We start from the raw sequence: 17637 nt of genomic DNA, 5'->3' as shown, positions 1-17637 counted from the left end.
GCTTGTCAGGGTTTAACCTTGGGCTACCGGGCGGCTCGGATCAGCCGACCACTCACTCCACGATCCAGGATACAACGACGCCCCACCCAATCCCGCATGTTCCATGGCCAGCAGGTTGTGGCAAGCCGTTACGCCCGAACCGCATTGATGCACGATCAGCGCTGGCACCACGCCCAGGCTGGCAAAGCGGGTGCGCAGCGCGTCCGGGGCGAGGAAACAGCCGTCGGCGCCGAGGTTGTCTTTGAAGAAACGGTTGTGGGCGCCGGGGATGTGGCCGGCGCGGCTGTCCAAGGGCTCGCTGTCGCCTCGGAAACGCTCCGGCGCACGCGCATCCACCACCGTGACTTGGCCCAAGCTGGCGAGCAAAGCGTCGGCGGACAGCGTCGGCTGCGTCCGTTCACCGAGCGGGTAGGGGGCGGCAGGGCAGGGGGTTTCCACCACGTCGGTCACGGGGCCGCCGGCGGTTTGCCAAGCGGGCAAGCCACCGTCCAGGACCGCCACCGTGCGGTGGCCCATCCAGCGCAGCAGCCACCAGGCGCGTGCAGCGTACATGCCCCCTTGCGCGTCGTAGACCACCACGGGCGTGGTCGGGGTGATGCCCCAGGCGCCGGCCTGGGCGGCAAACGCTTCGCGTGTTGGCAGCGGGTGGCGCCCGCCCTCAATCGAGCCACGTGGTGACTTCGGCCCGGACAGGGCGCGCTCCAAATCGGCATACAACGCCCCCGGCAGGTGGCGCTGGGCGTAGGCACGGGCACCGGCTTGGGTGTCCATCAAATCGAAACTGCAATCCAGGATTACGGGTTGCAGGCCGTTGGCCAACAGGGTTTGGAGCGCATCGGCGCGGATCAGGGTTGAAGGCAGCATGGCGGAGCGGTTCAAGGGTCGGTGGAAGGGGGCGTGCTGCGCGAGGGCGCACGCAACAGCGTGGCGGTGATGCCCGCCAACACAATCATGACCATGCCCAGGATCGCCGACCCGGTGACGCTTTCATCAAAGATGAGCACGCCATACACAAAGGAGTAGACGATGCCGAGGTATTGCAAACTCGCATTGGCCAGGGCGCGGCCAATGGCATACGCCCGGGTCATCAACATTTGCGCCAGGGTGGCGAGCAAGCCGGTGGCCAGCAGCAACCCGGCGCCGCTCCACGTGTGGGCGTGCAAACCGCCACTCAGCAGGGCCAGCAGCAGTCCGGCCACGGTGCCGCCGAGCGAAAAATAAAACACCACGCGGTATTCCGGCTCACCCGCACGCCCCAGCGCGGTGACTTGCAGGTAAGCCACCGCCGACAGCACCCCCGACAACAACCCGGACAGCGCACCCAGCCACTGGTCTTGCTCGAACGAAGGCCGCAACACCAGGGTGACGCCGACGAAACCCGCCAGCACCGTGCCGACCAAGCGCGCATCGACGCGGGCCGAACCCAGCACCACAGCGCTGACCATCAAGAACAGCGCCATCCACACCGAGGACATGTAGTTGAGCGTGATCGAGGTGGCCAGCGGCAGGTGGCCGATGGCGTAAAACCACAGCGTCAGCGCACCGACGCCCGAGACACTGCGGCGCACATGCAGCATTGGGATCTGGGTGCGCAGATCGCCGCCGCGCCAGCGGGTGAGCGCACCGATGAACAGCAAGCCGACCAAGCCGCGATAAAACACAATTTCACCGGCCCCATACTGCTCGGCTGCCAGCTTGACGCACACCCCCATGGTGGCGAACAAAAACGACGAGGCCAGCATCAACAACGGGGCAGACATCCAAACACATCACAGGGTGAGTCACAGGGCCCGCGATTGTGGCCCAGGGCGGCGCGTACACTCTCGCGCCTCATGAAGCGAATCGTCATCCTGATTTCTGGCCGGGGCAGCAACATGCAGGCCATCGTGGAGCGCTGCGGGGCCGAGGGCTGGCCTGCCAACGTGGTCGCTGTGATCAGCAACCGGGCCGATGCCTCGGGGCTGGCCTGGGCCACCGAACGAGGCATTGCCACGCAGGCGCTGGATCACAAAGCGTTTGCCGACCGGGCCGCATTCGATGCCGCGCTGGCGCAGTGCATCGACGCTTATGCACCCGATCTGGTGGTGTTGGCTGGGTTCATGCGCATCCTCACCGAAGGGTTTGTGCGCCACTACGACGGGCGCTTGCTCAACATTCACCCATCGCTGCTGCCGTCTTTCGGGGGTTTGCACACGCACCAGCGCGCCATCGACATGGGCTGCAAAGTGGCGGGTGCCACCGTGCATTTCGTCACGCCGGCGCTGGATCATGGCCCGATCGTCATGCAGGCCGTGGTGCCGGTGTGGCCCGATGACGATGAAGACGCCCTGGCCGCACGCGTGCTGCGGCAAGAGCACGTCATTTACCCGCGTTCGGTGCGCTGGTTCGTCGAGGGCCAGTTGCGGATCGGTGCCGACGGGCGGGTGACGCACCAGGCCGGTGAGGCACAGTGGCTCTTGGCCCCCATGTGAGGTGATGCGCATGCAGCCGACTCGACCCCTTCTCCACGTCGTCGGCCTTCGCAAGCGCTACGGCGAACGCGACGTGCTGGCCGGCGTCGATTTCAGCGTTGAAGCCGGTGAATGCGTGGCGCTCACGGGGGAATCGGGCGTCGGCAAATCCACGCTGCTCAATTGCATCGCCGGTTTGGACAGCGCCAGCGCCGGCGAAGTGTGGCTCGGTGGCGAGCCCATGTTGCGCTTGCCTGAGCCCCAACAAGCCCGCTTGCGGCGCGAACGCCTGGGCTTTGTGTTCCAAGCGTTCCATGTGCTGCCCCATCTGTCGGTGGCGGACAACGTCGCCTTGCCCCTGATGCTGCTGGGTCGCTCCGAGCCGGCGCGGGTGATGGCGATGCTGGATGCCGTCGGCCTGGCGGATCGGGCGGGAAGCTGGCCGGCCGAACTCTCGGGCGGCCAGTTGCAGCGCGTGGCGATTGCGCGGGCCTTGGTGCATCGCCCGCCGTTGTTGCTGGCGGACGAACCCACCGGCAACCTCGACCCCGAAACCGCCACCCGCATCTTGGATGTGCTGTGGCAGCAAGTCCGGCAAGAAGGCGCGGCGCTGCTGCTGGTGACGCACTCTCGCACCGCCGCCGCCCGGGCCGATCGGCGTTGGATTTTGGGTGCCGAGGGCATCCGGGCCGCCACCGACGGGGCGCCTCATGCCGATTGAGCTGCGTCCGCTGCGCTCGTGGCACCTGGCTTGGGCGGAGTGGCGCCGCCATCCGTGGCGGCAGTTGGCGGCGCTGCTGAGTGTGGCCCTGGGGGTGGCGCTGGCGTTTTCGGTGGTGCTCATCAACGAGTCGGCCTTGGCGGAGTTTGCGGCGGCCACCCGCGCCGCCAATGGCGAGCCCGACCTCAGCTTGACCGGCACGGGCCCCACGCCCAGCGTGCCCGAGGGTTGGCTGGATGGTTGGGCCGACGACCCCACGGTGCAAGTCGCCTCCCCCCGCATCGACGCCGAGGGCTGGGTGGACGGCGGCGCCGAACGCTGGCCGGTGACGCTGCGCGGGGTGGATGCCCTCACCGTCTGGGCCGTGGCCCCCGACCTGATGCCGCAGCCGGACACGCCCAGCCCCGTGGCCACGCTCGACCCCGGCCTGGTGTTTGTGAACCCCACCCTGGCGCAACGCTTGGGCTCGAACGTGCGCCAGATCACCCTGATCACAGCGCAAGGGCGGCAAACCTTCCGAATCGGTGGCCGCGTGGCGGCGGCGGGTGGGCCGCTGGCGGTGGTGGACATCGCCGCTGCTCAGGCGCTCACCGGTGCCACCGTGTCGGGCGAGGTGCCGGGGCGGATTTCGCGGGTGGACGTGCGGTTGGTGCCGGGTGTCGATCGCGCCCGCTGGGTGGCGGTGGCATCGGCATCGCTCCCGCCGACGCTGCGGATCGAGTCTCCGGACGATGCGCGCCAACGGGTGTCGAACCTCTCACGCGCCTACCGGGTGAACTTGACGGTGCTGGCGCTGGTGGCCTTGGTGGTGGGGGCATTTTTGGTGTTTTCGGTGATGTCGCTGGCGGTGGCGCAACGCACCCCGGCGCTGGCCCTGCTCGGCGTGCTGGGGATGACGGCCCGGCAGCGCCTCACCTTGGTGTTGGGCGAATGTGCCGCCACCGGCGGGGTGGCCAGTGTGCTCGGGCTGGCCCTGGGCACAGGCATGGCCGCCGCCGCCCTGCACTGGCTGGCGGGAGATTTGGGCGGCGGCTACTTCGGCGGACAGCAGCCGGCCTTGCGCTGGTCGGTGGAAGCGGCTGCCGGGCTGGGTGCGCTGGGGATGTTGGCGGCGCTGGCCGGGGGCGCTTGGCCGGCGTGGCAAGCGGCGCAGCTCGCGCCCGCGCAAGCGCTCAAAGGATTGGGGCCGTTGCAAGGCGGCGATCCGCCGGCCTGGCCGGGGTTGTTGCTGTTGGCGATGGGGTCGGGTTTGGCGCTCGTGCCAGCCTGGGAGGGCCTGCCCATCGGGGCTTACGTGGCGGTGGCGGCGTGGTTGGTGGGGGGAATTTCACTCGTGCCTTGGGCCGTGCGGGTGCTGTTGGGGCAGCGCCGACACCATGCGGGCGAGCGGGCCGAAACGCATCCCATCTGGCTGCTGGGGGTGCAGCGGGCGCGGCGCTTCCGGGCCACCGCCACCGCAGCGGTGGCCGGTGTGGTGGCCAGTTTGGCGCTGTGTGTGGCGCTCACGGTGATGGTGGCGAGTTTCCGGGAGGCCGTCAGCCAGTGGTTGGTGGCCGTGTTGCCCGCCGATCTGTACGCCCGTGCCACGCCGCCGGGCACCGCCGCGCCGCAGCATGTGGTGTTCCCGATGGGCGTGGCGGACGATGTGGCGCAACGCCCCGGCGTGGCACGGGTGCTGCCGGGGCGCTCGTTCAGCGTGTTGTTGTCGCCGCAGCAGCCCGAGGTGTGGATTCAGGCCCGGCCATTGGGCGATCACCCCGAACAGCGTTTACCGCTGGTGGCGCCGCCGGTGGAGCGTCCGCCGGGGGCCGTGGGAGCGTTTGTCAGTGAAGCGGTGGTGGCCCTGCATGGGGTGCAGCCGGGGCAATGGCTGAACCTGCCGGTGAACAGCCCCAGCGGCCAGCCGCTGCGCGTGTTCGTGCAAGGCGTGTGGCGTGATTACGCCCGCCAGTTCGGCAGCGTGGCCCTCGATCTGGCGGACTTCCAGCGCCACACCGGCGATGAAGCGGTGAACGAGTTGGCCCTCTGGCTCGCCCCCGACGCAGCCCCAGCAGCGGTGCAAGACGCCCTCCGCGCCGTGGTGCATGCCCGAGGCGGCGACGCGCAAGCCCTCAGCTTGGCCAGCACCGCGCAGATCAAAGCCATTTCGCTGGCGATTTTTGACCGCAGTTTTGCCGTGACGCGCTACTTGCAAGCCGTGGCCATCCTCATTGGCTTGGCGGGGGTGGCGGCGAGTTTGTCGGCGCAGGTGCTGGCACGGCGGCGCGAGTTTGGCTTGCTGTTGCACCTCGGGCTGTCACGCGCTCAGGTGTTGCGGCTGGTGGTATGGGAAACGCTGGGCTGGTTGGTGGCCGGTGCCGTGGTGGGGGTGCTGCTGGGCCTGGCGATCAGCGGGGTGTTGGTGAAGGTGGTGAATCCGCAAAGTTTTCACTGGACGATGGATTGGCGCGTGCCCTGGCTGGATGTGGGGGGCTTGGCGGTGGCGGTGCTGGTGGCCGGGGGCATCACCAGCGCGTTGGCGGCCCGTCATGCGGCCAGCGGGGATGCGGTGCGCGCCGTGAAAGAGGATTGGTGATGGTGGACGCAACAGCCTCTCGCCGTGCTTGGTTGTGGGCTTGTTTGGCCAGCGCGGCGGGTGCGCACGCCGCTCCGCCGCCCACCGAGGTGCCCGACCCGATCCGCCGGGGCCGCCCCCTGGTGTTTCCGCGTGACCATGGGGCGCACACGGGGGCACGCATCGAATGGTGGTACCTCACCGGCTCGTTGTGGCCCGCCACGTACACCGAAGCCGAAGCCCAAACCCGAGGCGGGTTGCTGGGGTTTCAGATCACCTTTTTTCGGCTGAAGACCGGGCTGGCCGCCGCCGACGCGTTGCCGGGGCGCTTTGCGGCGCGTCAGTTGTTGATGGCCCATGCAGCGCTGACCGACGTGGCCGAAGCCAGCCACCAGCACGGCCAGCGCCTGCAACGCTGGAACGGCGCGGATGATGCGCCCCCCTTGGCCCGCGCCCAGCGTGGCGATGCCGCCGTGAACGTGGGCCGCTGGCGGTTGTGGCGTGAGGTGGAAGATCGTTGGATCACCGAGGTGGACGTGCCTGAGGCGATGCATCCACGCGCTCGCGCCCCTGGTTTTGCCCTGCGCTGTGCGTTGACGCCGACGCAGCCGCTGCTGTTGCAGGGCGCAGCGGGTTTTTCACGCAAGGGGCCGCGTGAGGAGGAGGCCAGCCACTACTACAGCGTGCCGCACTTGCAGGCTGAGGGGAGGTTGTGGCGCGGGGCGGCGGTGGGGGATCGTTTGCCGGAAACCGGGCAAGCCGTGCGCGGGCGTGTGTGGCTCGACCACGAATGGAGCGACACGTTGTTGGCCCCGAACGCGGCGGGGTGGGATTGGGTCGGGCTGCACGGCTGGGATGGGTCAGCGCTGACGGCGTTTCGGCTGCGCGACCGGGCACCGGGGGCGGCGCCGGTGTGGGCGGGGGGCAGTTGGCGGGCGTCGGCCCGGGCAGCGGTGCGGGATTTTGCGCCGCAGGAGGTGCGGTTCGAGCCTTTGGCGGAGTGGGTGAGTCCGCGCACGGGGGCGCGCTATCCGGTGCGCTGGCGGCTGCACACCCCAGCGGGCACGCACGAGATTCACGCTTTGCTGGACGGGCAAGAACTGGACGGCGCCGCCAGCACCGGCACGATTTACTGGGAAGGCTTGGCCGAATGGCGCGACGCGGCCAGTGGGCGGGTGCTGGGGCGGGGGTATTTGGAGATGACGGGGTATGTGGGGAGGTTCAGCGTAGGGTGAGGGCGTGCGGCTTTGGGATGTGGCTCAGCGGCTCGCGTCGGCGGTACTTATCAACCCCCTCTCCCCAGCCCTCTCCCACAAGGGGAGAGGGGGCAACACCGGATGTTCTGACACACAGACCTGCGCGCTGCACAAAGCCCCTCTCCCCTTGCGGGAGAGGGGTTGGGGAGAGGGGGAGCCGCCGCCAAGCGCAAGTCGGGCCGCGTGGTGCAATGCTTCCTCTGGACCGAGCCCGGAGATCACTTCACCAAACGGCTGAGCTTTTCCGCATCAAAACATTCGGTGCGGTGCGCATCGCCGGGCACGCAGTTGCTGGCGGGCAGCTCGCGTGTTTGCGCCGAGAGCTTTTCAATCGCCTGCCACAGCAGGGCGATTTGGTGCTCGTGGGTGGAGGCGTTGTCGATCAAACCTTTCATGGCCTGGGCGACGGGGTCGTCCCCACTGGTGACGCCGTAGGCAGAAAAGCCCATGCGGGCCGCCGCTGTCTCACGCGCCGCGTCGGCAGCCGCGTGGATGATGCGCGCCGGGTTGCCCACCGCCGTGGCACCCGCCGGCACCGGCTTCGTGACCACCGCGCCAGAACCCACCCGCGCCCCCGCGCCCACCGTGAAGCCGCCCAACACCGAAGCGTGCGCGCCGACGATGACGCCAGCCTCCAGCGTCGGGTGGCGCTTGGCACCTTTGACGAGCGAGGTGCCGCCCAAGGTCACGCCCTGGTAGATGGTGCAATCGTCGCCAATTTCGGCCATTTCACCGATCACCACGCCCATGCCGTGGTCGATGAACACCCGACGGCCAATGGTGGCGCCGGGGTGGATTTCGATGCCAGTGAGAAACCGCCCGAGGTGCGAAATGAACCGCCCAGCCCACCGAAAGCCCTTCAACCAGCACCAATGCGCAACGCGCTGAAGCGCGATGGCGTGCAAACCAGGGTAACACGTCAGCACCTCCCAGCGGGTGCGAGCGGCGGGGTCGCGTTCCAGGATGCAGGCGATGTCTTCACGCAAGCGGGCGAACATAGGCGTCAACCAATCTATTCAACAAAGGTTCCAAGCAAACACGCATATCACGCGCTGGGGCAGTGTAGCCCTGGGGTGACAAGCCCTAGTTTGACGCTGGTTCTTTGCCTGAACGAGCTTGGCGCTGCACCGCCCGCGCAATCCCCCGCAGGATGTGGATTTCTTCTTCCGCCAACTCCGCCCGGTTCAACACCTGTTGCAAACGCGGCATGAGCTTTTTCGGCGCCGCCGGATCGAGAAACCCGATGGCCTCCAACACCTGCTGCCAATGATCCAACGTGCCTTGCACGGCGCGGGCGTCGGCCAAGCGGCGGGTGTCGGTGCGGGGCTGCACGGCAAAACCGCCCAACGCTTGGCGCCACTCGTAGGCCAGCAGTTGCACCGCTTGGGACAGGTTGAGCGAACCATAGTCCGGCGCCGTCGGGATGCTCAGGCAGGCGTGGCAGCGGTACACATCGTCATTGCTCATGCCGTAGCGCTCGCTGCCGAAGACGAAGGCCACACGATGCGCTTCGTGCGCCAGCGTCGCCAAGCGTTCCCGGGGGGCGAAGGTGGGCGGGCCGAAGTCACGTGGGGTCATCGCTGTGGCGCAGGCGAAGGTGCAGCCGGCCAGCGCTTCGGGCAAGGTCGCCACGATGCGGGCATGGGCCAAGATGTCCGCCGCGCCGCTGGCCAGGGCGATGGTTTCTTCGCGGCTCAACACGTCCTCAAAACGCGGCGCCACCAGCACCAAATCGGCAAAACCCATCACCTTCATCGCCCGCGCCGTGGCGCCGACGTTGCCAGGGTGGCTGGTGCCAATGAGCACAAAGCGCGTCGGATCGCGCCCCGCCCACCAGCCCGTGGCGGGCGGATCGATGGCGGCAGCGTCGGGCGAAAGGGGGGAATGTGCGTCGGCAATCATTGCAACGGTGGCCCCCGAGGCTAGAATCGAGGGTTTTTCGGCAGTATCAACAGGCGTGCATTGTCCGCCCTGCCACGCTCTTTGATCCACCGCCAGTCCAAGTTGCCCGCGTTCGGGCGCACCCGTTTGTGTTTCGCCGTTGCTGGCGTCGCGCGTGCGCCTGGGCCGTCCCCCCTCTCGCCCAGCCAGGTTGAATCATGTCCCAGCCCACCCTTCACCCCATGCTCAACATCGCCGTGAAAGCGGCTCGCGCAGCCGGCGCGATCATCAACCGGGCGTCGCTGGACTTGGACGTGCTCAAGATCAACACCAAGAGCCCCAATGATTTTGTGACCGAAGTCGATCAGGCCGCCGAAGAAGCCATCATCGACACCATCCTGACCGCCTACCCCGGCCACGGCATCCTGGCGGAAGAATCGGGCCGCGAGCGCGGCGCCAAGCACAGCGATTTCGTCTGGATCATTGACCCGCTCGATGGCACCACCAACTTCATCCACGGCTTCCCGTATTACTGCGTGTCCATCGCCTTGGCCTTCCGGGGCAAGGTTGAACAGGCCGTGGTGTATGACCCGACGCGCAACGATCTGTTCATCGCCTCCAAAGGCCGGGGCGCTTACCTGAACGACAAGCGCCTGCGCGTCTCCAAGCGCACCCGTTTGGCCGATTCGATCATCGGCACCGGTTTCCCCTTCCGCAAGGGTGACAACTTCCAGCGCTATCTGAAGATGATGGAAGACGTGATGCCGCTGTGCGCCGGCCTGCGCCGCCCGGGTGCGGCAGCGCTCGACCTGTGTTATGTCGCCGCTGGCATGTACGACGGTTTCTTCGAAACCGGCCTCAACCCGTGGGACATCGCCGCTGGCGCGCTCATGATCACCGAAGCCGGTGGTTTGGTGGGCAACTTCACCGGCGAATCGGACTTCATGCACCAGCGCGAAATCCTGGCCGGTTCGCCCAAAATTTACGGCCACTTGGTCAAGCTGCTGACGCCTTACAGCCGCGTCATCACCGCTGAAGAAGCCGCCGAAGCCAAGGCCGAGCAAGACGCCGCCCAAGCCACCCCGGCCAGTGCGCTGGCCGCCAGCATCGCCGCTGCCGAACAAGCGCAAACCGAAGCGCCCAAGCGCAAGGCCATCCGCCTGCGCAAGAAGGACGCTCCGACCGCTGGCGACGACGCGCCGCTCTGACCCGCCCCTTCCGTTTGCCGAGTGACGCCCCGCCGTGACCGCCCCTGCCTCGCACGCCCCCGCCGCTGACGATTTCAGCGCCCACACGCCGATGATGGCGCAGTATTTCCGCTTGAAAGCCGGGCACCCGAACACCCTGCTGTTCTACCGGATGGGGGATTTTTACGAGCTGTTCTTCGACGATGCACGCAAAGCGCACCGCCTGCTCGACATCACCCTGACCACACGCGGCCAAAGCGCCGGCGAGCCGGTGGTGATGGCGGGGGTGCCGGTGCATGCCGTCGAAAACTACCTCGCCAAGCTCATCAAGCTGGGCGAATCGGTGGCGGTGGCCGAGCAGGTGGGCGACGTGGCCACGGCCAAAGGGCCGGTGGAGCGCAAGGTGGTGCGCGTCGTCACCCCCGGCACCGTCACCGACAGCGAGTTGTTGGACGACCGCGCCGACACCGTGCTGTTGGCCCTGGCCATCGGCCCGAAGGCGCGGGCCACGTTGGGGCTGGCGTGGCTGAGTGTGTCCAGCGGCCAACTGGGCCTGACCGAATGCGGCGAGCGCGAGCTGGCCGGCTGGTTGGCGCGCCTCAACCCCGCTGAAGTGCTGGTGGATCGGGACGAGTTGCCCGCCGCCCTGGTGCAAAGCAAAGCCGCCCGCACCCAGCGCCCGGCGTGGCAGTTTGAGGCCGCCCTGGGCGTGCGCAAGCTGTGCGAGCAACTGCACGTCAGCACCTTGGCCGGCTACAAAGCCGAGCACTTGGGCTGCGCCCACGCCGCCGCTGCCGCGCTGCTGAGTTACGCCGAGCACACCCAAGGCCGCGCCCTGGCGCACGTTCACACCTTGAAGGTGGAACGCGCCACCGACCTCATCGACCTGCCGCCCACCACCCACCGCAACCTGGAGCTGACGGAAACACTGCGCGGCGAACGCGCACCCACGCTGCTCTCCTTGCTGGACACCTGCCGCACCGGCATGGGCAGCCGGGCGCTGCGCCAATGGCTGATCGCGCCCTCGCAGGATCGCAGCCTTGCCAGTGCGCGCCATGCGGCGATTGCGCAAATGCAAGCCCAAGGCATCGATGCGCTGCGCGATGCCCTGCGCGGCGTGAGTGACGTGGAGCGCATCACCGCCCGTGTCGCGCTGCGCCAGGTGCGTCCGCGTGAGCTGGCAGGCTTGCGTGCCACGCTGAACAACCTGCCGAACCTGCGCCCGTGCGTGCCGCAAGGCACGGCGCTGCTGGATCAGCTTGGCCAGGATTTGCACCCGGACGCGGCGCTGGTGGACGTGCTCACCCGCGCCATCGCCGAAGAACCGGCGGTGCTGCTGCGCGATGGCGGTGTCATCGCCACCGGCTTCGATGCCGATTTGGACGAACTGCGCGCCATCGGCCAGAACTGCGACGCCTTCTTGTTGGCGCTGGAAGCCCGCGAGCGCGAGCGCACCGGCATCACCAACCTGCGGGTGCAGTTCAACCGCGTCCACGGCTTTTTCATTGAGGTGACGGCCTCGGGGCTGGATCGCGTCCCCGCCGATTACCAGCGCCGCCAGACGCTGAAAAACGCCGAGCGTTTCATCACCCCCGAGCTGAAAGCGTTTGAGGACAAGGCGCTCTCCGCCCAAGATCGCGCCCTGGCGCGCGAAAAGTGGCTGTTCGAACAACTGCTGGACGCGCTGCAAGCCTGGCTGCGCCCGCTCACCCAACTGGCGCGCGCCCTGGCGAGCCTGGATGCGCTGGCTGCGCTCACCGAACGCGCCACCACCCTGGGCTGGTGCCGACCGGCGTTTGTCGCTTACCCGTGCATCGAGATCGAAGGCGGGCGCCATCCGGTGGTGGAAGCGCGTTTGTTGGAAACCGGCAGCGGCCCTTTCATCGCCAACGATTGCCGCTTGGATGGCAAACGTCGCCTGCAAATCATCACCGGCCCGAACATGGGCGGTAAAAGCACCTACATGCGCCAAGTGGCGCTGATCGTGCTGCTGGCGGCGATGGGCAGTTACGTGCCAGCGCGCTGCTGCACCTTGGGGCCGGTGGATGCGATCCACACCCGCATCGGCGCGGCGGACGATCTGGCCAACGCCCAATCCACCTTCATGCTGGAGATGACCGAGGCTGCCGCCATCATCCACAGCGCCACGCCGAATTCGCTGGTGTTGATGGACGAGATTGGCCGGGGCACTTCGACGTTTGACGGCCTGGCGCTGGCCTCCGCCATTGCCGCGCACCTGCACGACCGCAACCAGAGTTTCACGCTCTTTGCCACCCACTATTTCGAGCTGACCGAGTTCCCGCGTGACCATGTGCGCGCCGTCAACCTGCATGTGAGTGCGGTGGAAAGCGGCGAAGACATCGTGTTCCTGCACGCGCTGGAGCATGGCCCGGCCAGCCGCAGTTATGGCGTGCAAGTGGCGCGGTTGGCGGGCATGCCGCCAGCGCTGATTCGCCAAGCCCGCGCCACGTTGCAAGCGTTGGAAGACCATTCCCGCGCCGGTGACGTGCAGGTGGATTTGTTCGCCCCGCCGCCCGCTGAGCCCGAACCCGAGCCTTCGCCGGTGGAGGAAGCGCTGGCCGCCCTCCAACCCGACACCTTGACCCCGCGTGAAGCGCTGGATGCGCTTTACCGACTCAAAGCGCTGCACACCGCACGCTGACCCCTCCCCACCCGCTGCCCAACAGAAAGCCATCCCATGACCTACTGCGTCGGCATCCGGCTCAACGCCGGCCTCGTGTTCCTCTCTGACTCCCGCACCAACGCTGGCGTGGACGCCATCAGCACCTTCCGCAAAATGATGGTGTACGAAAAGCCGGGCGACCGCTTCATGACGCTGCTGTCGGCTGGCAACCTGAGCATCAGCCAATCGGTGCGCGAAATTCTGCAAACTGAAAAGCTGTCCAACGGCGATGGCGAACCCATCACCATTTGGAACGCCACCAGCATGTTCGACGCCGCCCGCGTGCTGGGCAGCGCCGTGCGCCGCATCTACGAACAAGACGGCCCCGCGCTGCGCAACGCCGGCATCGATTTCAACTGCTCGATGATCTTCGGCGGCCAAATCGGTGACGAGGCGATGCGCCTGTTCTTGGTGTACTCAGCCGGCAACTTCATCGAAGCCACACGCGAAACCTGCTTCTTCCAAATCGGTGAAAGCAAGTACGGTAAGCCCATCCTCGACCGCATGCTCAACCCCACCACGCCGCTGGCCGAAGCAGCCAAGTGCGCGCTGGTGTCCATGGATTCGACGGTGAAATCCAACCTCTCGGTCGGCCTGCCGCTGGACTTGCTGGTGTACGAAGCGGGTTCGCTCAAGAGCGACAAGATCGTGGTGATCGACGAGCACAACCCCTACTTCCAGATGATCCACAACACCTGGGGCCAGCGCCTGCGCGAGGTGTTCGAAGGCATCGACGACCCGTGCTGGAACCAAGATGCCGTGGCCCATCCGCTCATCGTACCGAGCGAGCGCTTCACCCCCATGGGCAAGATCCAGCGCCCCGAAGACCGCATCGTCTGACGAAAACCGGGCCGATATAATCCACCTTTTCCTTCGGCGCCTGCCCCGCAGTGGGCGCTGCTCCACATGACCAAGTTCGTCTTCGTCACCGGCGGTGTGGTGTCCTCCCTTGGCAAGGGCATCGCTTCCGCCTCTTTGGCTGCCATCCTCGAATCGCGCGGCCTCAAAGTCACCCTCATCAAGCTGGATCCGTACCTGAACGTCGATCCGGGCACGATGAGCCCCTTCCAGCACGGCGAAGTGTTCGTCACCGACGATGGCGCCGAAACCGACCTGGATTTGGGTCACTACGAACGCTTCATCACCACGCGGATGAAGAAGTCGAACAACTTCACCAGCGGCCAGATCTACAAGAACGTGCTGGAGAAGGAACGCCGGGGGGACTACCTGGGCAAGACCGTGCAGGTCATCCCGCACGTCACCAACGAGATTCAGGAATACGTCAAGCGCGGCGCGGGCCTGGGCACGCCGGATGCCGTGGACGTGGCCATCGTTGAAATTGGCGGCACCGTGGGGGACATCGAATCCCTGCCGTTCTTGGAAGCCGTGCGCCAAATTGCACTCAAGGCTGGGCCGACGAACGCTGCCTTCGTGCATCTGACCTACGTGCCGTGGATCGCCGCCGCAGGCGAGCTGAAAACCAAACCGACCCAGCACACGGTGCAAAAGCTGCGCGAAATCGGCATCCAGCCGGACGCGCTGTTGTGCCGCGCTGACCGCGAAGTGCCCGCCGAAGAGCGCGAAAAAATCTCGCTGTTCACCAACGTACATTCGCACGGCGTGATCTCGATGTGGGACGTGGACACCATTTACAAGGTGCCGCGCATGCTGCACCAGCAAGGTCTGGACGAGATCATCTGCATGAAGTTGCAGATGTTCACCCGCCCCGCCGACCTGCGCACTTGGGACAACCTCGTCCACGAAGTCGAGCACCCCAAGGGCCAAGTCACGGTGGCGATGTGCGGCAAGTACACCGATTTGTCGGACAGCTACAAGTCCCTGAACGAAGCGCTGCGCCACGCCGGCATCCACAACCACGTCAAGGTGAAGATCGAGTACGTCGATTCAGAAACCCTTTCGGATGAGAACGTGGCCGAGGTGCTGGGCGGCTACGACGCGGTGCTGGTGCCTGGCGGCTTCGGCAAGCGCGGCGTGGAAGGCAAAATCTGCGCAGCCCGCTACGCCCGCGAACACAAAGTGCCGTACCTGGGCATTTGCCTCGGGATGCAGGTGGCCACCATCGAATATGCCCGCCACATGGCTGGTTTGACGGGTGCCAACTCCACCGAGTTTGAGCCGGACGCCCCGCACAAGGTCATCGCCCTGATCGACGAATGGCAAGACGCCGACGGCTCGATCCAAAAGCGCGATGCCAACTCCGATCTGGGCGGCACCATGCGCCTGGGCGCGCAAAGTTCGGACGTGAAACCGGACACGCTGGCACACCAGATTTACGGCCCCGTCGTCACCGAACGCCACCGCCACCGCTACGAGGCCAACGAGCATTACCTGGATCGGCTGCAAGAAGCCGGTTTGGTGATCTCGGCCATCACGCAGCGCGAAAAACTCACCGAGATGGTCGAGCTGCCGCAAAGCGTGCATCCCTGGTACATCGGTGTGCAGTTCCACCCGGAATTCAAGTCCACCCCGTGGGATGGGCACCCGCTGTTCATCAGCTACATCCAGGCTGCGCTGCACCATCAGACGGCCACGAAAGGCCGCGCATGAAACTCTGTGGCTTCGAAGTCGGGCTGAACCAGCCCTTCTTCCTGATCGCCGGCCCCTGCGTGGTCGAGAGCGAACAGCTTCAGATGGACGCAGCCGGCCAGTTGAAGGAAATGACCGCCGAGCTGGGCATTCCCTTCATCTTCAAGTCCAGCTTTGACAAGGCCAATCGCACCAGCGCCACGGCGTTTCGGGGCCTGGGCATGGAAAAGGGGCTGGAGATTCTGGCCAAGGTGAAGCGCGAGCTGAACGTGCCCGTCATCACCGATGTGCATCGGGAAGACGAAATCGCCACCGTCGCGGCTGTGGTGGACATGCTGCAAACCCCCGCCCTGCTGGCCCGCCAAACCGATTTCATCCAGGCCGTGGCCAAAAGCGGCAAGCCGGTGAACATCAAAAAAGGTCAGTTCATGGCGCCGGGCGACATGAAGAACGTCATCGACAAAGCCCGCATCGCCGCCCGCGAAGCGGGTTTGCCGGAAGACAGCTTCACCGTCTGCGAGCGTGGCGTGAGTTTTGGCTACAACAACTTGGTGTCCGACATGCGCAGCCTGGCCATCATGCGGGACACCGGCGCGCCCGTGGTGTTTGACGCCACCCACAGCGTGCAACTGCCCGGCGGCCAAGGCACGAGCAGCGGCGGTTTGCGCGAGTTTGTGCCGGTGCTCTCACGCGCCGCCGTGGGCGCGGGCATCGCCGGCCTGTTCATGGAAACCCACCCCGATCCCGCCAAAGCCCTGTGCGACGGCCCCAACGCCGTGCCGCTGGGCAAGATGCGTGCGCTGCTGGAGCAGCTTGTGGCGCTGGATCGCGTGGTGAAAGCGCAGCCGCTGCTGGAAGCGGATTTCCGCTGACCCTCGGTGCCCTAAAAAACAACCAAACCGACTCTGACCTGATTACAAACGGAGAGACTGTTTCATGAGTGCAATCGTTGACATCATTGGCCGCGAAGTCCTGGACAGCCGTGGCAACCCCACCGTCGAATGCGACGTGCTGCTGGAATCTGGCGTGATGGGCCGTGCGGCGGTGCCGTCGGGTGCGTCCACCGGCTCGCGTGAAGCCATTGAACTGCGTGACGGCGACAAGGGCCGTTACCTGGGCAAGGGCGTGCTGAAGGCCGTGAACAACATCAACACCGAGATTTCCGAAGCCGTGATCGGCCTGGACGCCTCGGAACAAGCCTTCCTCGACAAGACCTTGATCGACCTGGACGGCACCGACAACAAGAGCCGCCTGGGCGCCAACGCCATGCTGGCGGTGTCGATGGCCGTGGCCCGCGCTGCTGCGGAAGAAGCCGGCCTGCCGCTGTACCGCTACTTCGGCGGCATGGGTGGCGTGCAACTGCCGGTGCCGATGATGAACGTCATCAACGGCGGCGCACACGCCAACAACAGCCTCGATTTGCAAGAGCTGATGATCATCCCCGTGGGCGCTCCGACGTTCCGCGAAGCCATGCGTTGGGGTGCTGAAACCTTCCACGCGCTGAAGAAAATCATCCACGACAAGGGCATGAGCACCGCCGTGGGCGACGAGGGCGGTTTCGCTCCGAGCGTGGAAAGCCACGAAGCCGCGATCAAGCTGATCCTGGAAGCCATCGAGAAGGCCGGTTACACCCCGGGCACCCAAATCGCCCTGGGCCTGGACTGCGCCGCCAGCGAGTTCTACCACGACGGTTTGTACGTGCTGGAAGGTGAAGGCGGCATCAAGCTGACCTCGGCCCAATGGACGGACATGCTGGCCACCTGGGTGGACAAGTACCCGATCATCAGCATCGAAGACGGCATGCACGAAGGCGACTGGGACGGCTGGAAAATCCTGACCGAGCGCCTGGGCAAGAAGGTGCAATTGGTGGGTGACGACCTGTTCGTGACCAACACCAAGATCCTGAAGGAAGGCATCGAGAAGGGTATCGCCAACTCGATCCTCATCAAGATCAACCAAATCGGCACCCTGTCGGAAACCTTCGCCGCCATCGAGATGGCCAAGCGCGCCGGCTACACCGCTGTGGTGTCGCACCGCTCGGGCGAAACCGAAGACTCCACCATCGCCGACATCGCCGTGGGCCTGAACGCCGGCCAGATTAAGACCGGCTCCATGAGCCGTTCGGATCGCATGGCCAAGTACAACCAACTGCTGCGCATCGAGGAAGACCTGGGCGAAGTGGCGGTGTACCCGGGCCGGGCGGCGTTCTACAACCTGCGCTGATATTACCGGCGTCGGTATTTGATGCCTTTTCTGAAAGCCGCCTTGTGCGGCTTTTTTTGTTTTTGGTTGATCTGGCGCCACTGATCTTGTAGACTACGAGGAGACTGAGATGCCTCTAGAGAGGCGCCGCATACC

General features: G+C 66.1%; 14 protein-coding genes. 10 read left to right on the top strand and 4 right to left on the bottom strand.

Going from position 1 to position 17637, the window contains the following annotated elements; all coding sequences use genetic code 11:
* Positions 1 to 12: 12 nt before the first annotated feature.
* Together VITFI_RS11715 and VITFI_RS11710 are read right to left on the bottom strand one after the other, a co-directional pair.
* Positions 13 to 864, bottom strand: coding sequence for a sulfurtransferase (locus tag VITFI_RS11715; protein ID WP_089417114.1), 852 nt, complete (start codon positions 862 to 864; stop codon positions 13 to 15).
* A gap of 11 nt (positions 865 to 875) precedes the next feature.
* Positions 876 to 1760 carry a DMT family transporter gene (locus VITFI_RS11710; RefSeq protein WP_089417113.1) on the bottom strand — a complete coding sequence of 295 codons (885 nt, stop codon included), beginning with the start codon at positions 1758 to 1760 and terminating at the stop codon, positions 876 to 878.
* A gap of 72 nt (positions 1761 to 1832) precedes the next feature.
* Between VITFI_RS11710 and purN the strand changes: the two genes are divergently transcribed.
* Genes purN through VITFI_RS11690 form a run of 4 tightly spaced genes read left to right on the top strand, consistent with a single transcriptional unit; the run spans position 1833 to position 6960 of the window.
* Positions 1833 to 2471 (top strand): phosphoribosylglycinamide formyltransferase, encoded by a 639-nt coding sequence (gene purN / locus VITFI_RS11705; protein ID WP_089417112.1) that lies wholly within the window; start codon positions 1833 to 1835, stop codon positions 2469 to 2471.
* 10 nt (positions 2472 to 2481) lie between these two features.
* Positions 2482 to 3171: an ABC transporter ATP-binding protein gene (locus VITFI_RS11700; protein ID WP_198301447.1), complete on the top strand. Its 690-nt coding sequence runs from the start codon at positions 2482 to 2484 to the stop codon at positions 3169 to 3171.
* Positions 3161 to 5746, top strand: a complete 2586-nt coding sequence (locus VITFI_RS18695) for an ABC transporter permease (protein ID WP_089417110.1) — start codon at positions 3161 to 3163, stop codon at positions 5744 to 5746. The genes VITFI_RS11700 and VITFI_RS18695 overlap by 11 nt, the downstream gene beginning before the upstream one ends.
* Complete coding sequence (locus tag VITFI_RS11690; protein ID WP_089417109.1) at positions 5746 to 6960, top strand: lipocalin-like domain-containing protein; 1215 nt, start codon at positions 5746 to 5748, stop codon at positions 6958 to 6960. The genes VITFI_RS18695 and VITFI_RS11690 overlap by 1 nt, the downstream gene beginning before the upstream one ends.
* A 239-nt stretch (positions 6961 to 7199) precedes the next feature.
* On the opposite strand, the gene cysE is transcribed toward VITFI_RS11690, so the two are convergent.
* Together cysE and VITFI_RS11680 are read right to left on the bottom strand one after the other, a co-directional pair.
* Positions 7200 to 7979 carry a serine O-acetyltransferase gene (gene cysE / locus VITFI_RS18690; protein WP_089417108.1) on the bottom strand — a complete coding sequence of 260 codons (780 nt, stop codon included), beginning with the start codon at positions 7977 to 7979 and terminating at the stop codon, positions 7200 to 7202.
* Between the two features lie 85 nt (positions 7980 to 8064).
* On the bottom strand, positions 8065 to 8883 hold the full coding sequence (locus tag VITFI_RS11680) for an RNA methyltransferase (RefSeq protein WP_089417107.1): 819 nt from the start codon (positions 8881 to 8883) through the stop codon (positions 8065 to 8067).
* A gap of 197 nt (positions 8884 to 9080) precedes the next feature.
* Here VITFI_RS11680 and VITFI_RS11675 point away from each other — a divergent pair, with 197 nt between their 5' ends.
* The 6 genes from VITFI_RS11675 (at position 9081) to eno (ending at position 17502) form a co-directional block, all read left to right on the top strand.
* Entirely contained in the window at positions 9081 to 10070 is a 990-nt protein-coding gene (locus tag VITFI_RS11675; protein WP_089417106.1) for an inositol monophosphatase family protein, read from the top strand.
* Positions 10071 to 10104: 34 nt separating this feature from the next.
* Complete coding sequence (gene mutS, locus VITFI_RS11670; RefSeq protein WP_332461882.1) at positions 10105 to 12711, top strand: DNA mismatch repair protein MutS; 2607 nt, start codon at positions 10105 to 10107, stop codon at positions 12709 to 12711.
* A gap of 36 nt (positions 12712 to 12747) precedes the next feature.
* Entirely contained in the window at positions 12748 to 13572 is an 825-nt protein-coding gene (locus VITFI_RS11665) for a proteasome-type protease (protein WP_089417105.1), read from the top strand.
* Between the two features lie 66 nt (positions 13573 to 13638).
* A complete protein-coding gene (locus VITFI_RS11660; RefSeq protein WP_089417104.1) occupies positions 13639 to 15300 on the top strand; it encodes a CTP synthase in 1662 nt (553 codons plus the stop codon).
* On the top strand, positions 15297 to 16151 hold the full coding sequence (gene kdsA / locus VITFI_RS11655; RefSeq protein WP_089417103.1) for a 3-deoxy-8-phosphooctulonate synthase: 855 nt from the start codon (positions 15297 to 15299) through the stop codon (positions 16149 to 16151). Before VITFI_RS11660 ends, kdsA begins: the two co-directional genes overlap by 4 nt.
* A 64-nt stretch (positions 16152 to 16215) precedes the next feature.
* Complete coding sequence (gene eno, locus VITFI_RS11650) at positions 16216 to 17502, top strand: phosphopyruvate hydratase (RefSeq protein ID WP_089417102.1); 1287 nt, start codon at positions 16216 to 16218, stop codon at positions 17500 to 17502.
* Positions 17503 to 17637: the final 135 nt, after the last annotated feature.

Source organism: Vitreoscilla filiformis, assembly GCF_002222655.1.
Classification (GTDB): domain Bacteria; phylum Pseudomonadota; class Gammaproteobacteria; order Burkholderiales; family Burkholderiaceae_C; genus Ideonella; species Ideonella filiformis.
Note: the sequence above shows the minus strand (reverse complement) of the source record. Positions and strands in the feature narration are given on the sequence as shown.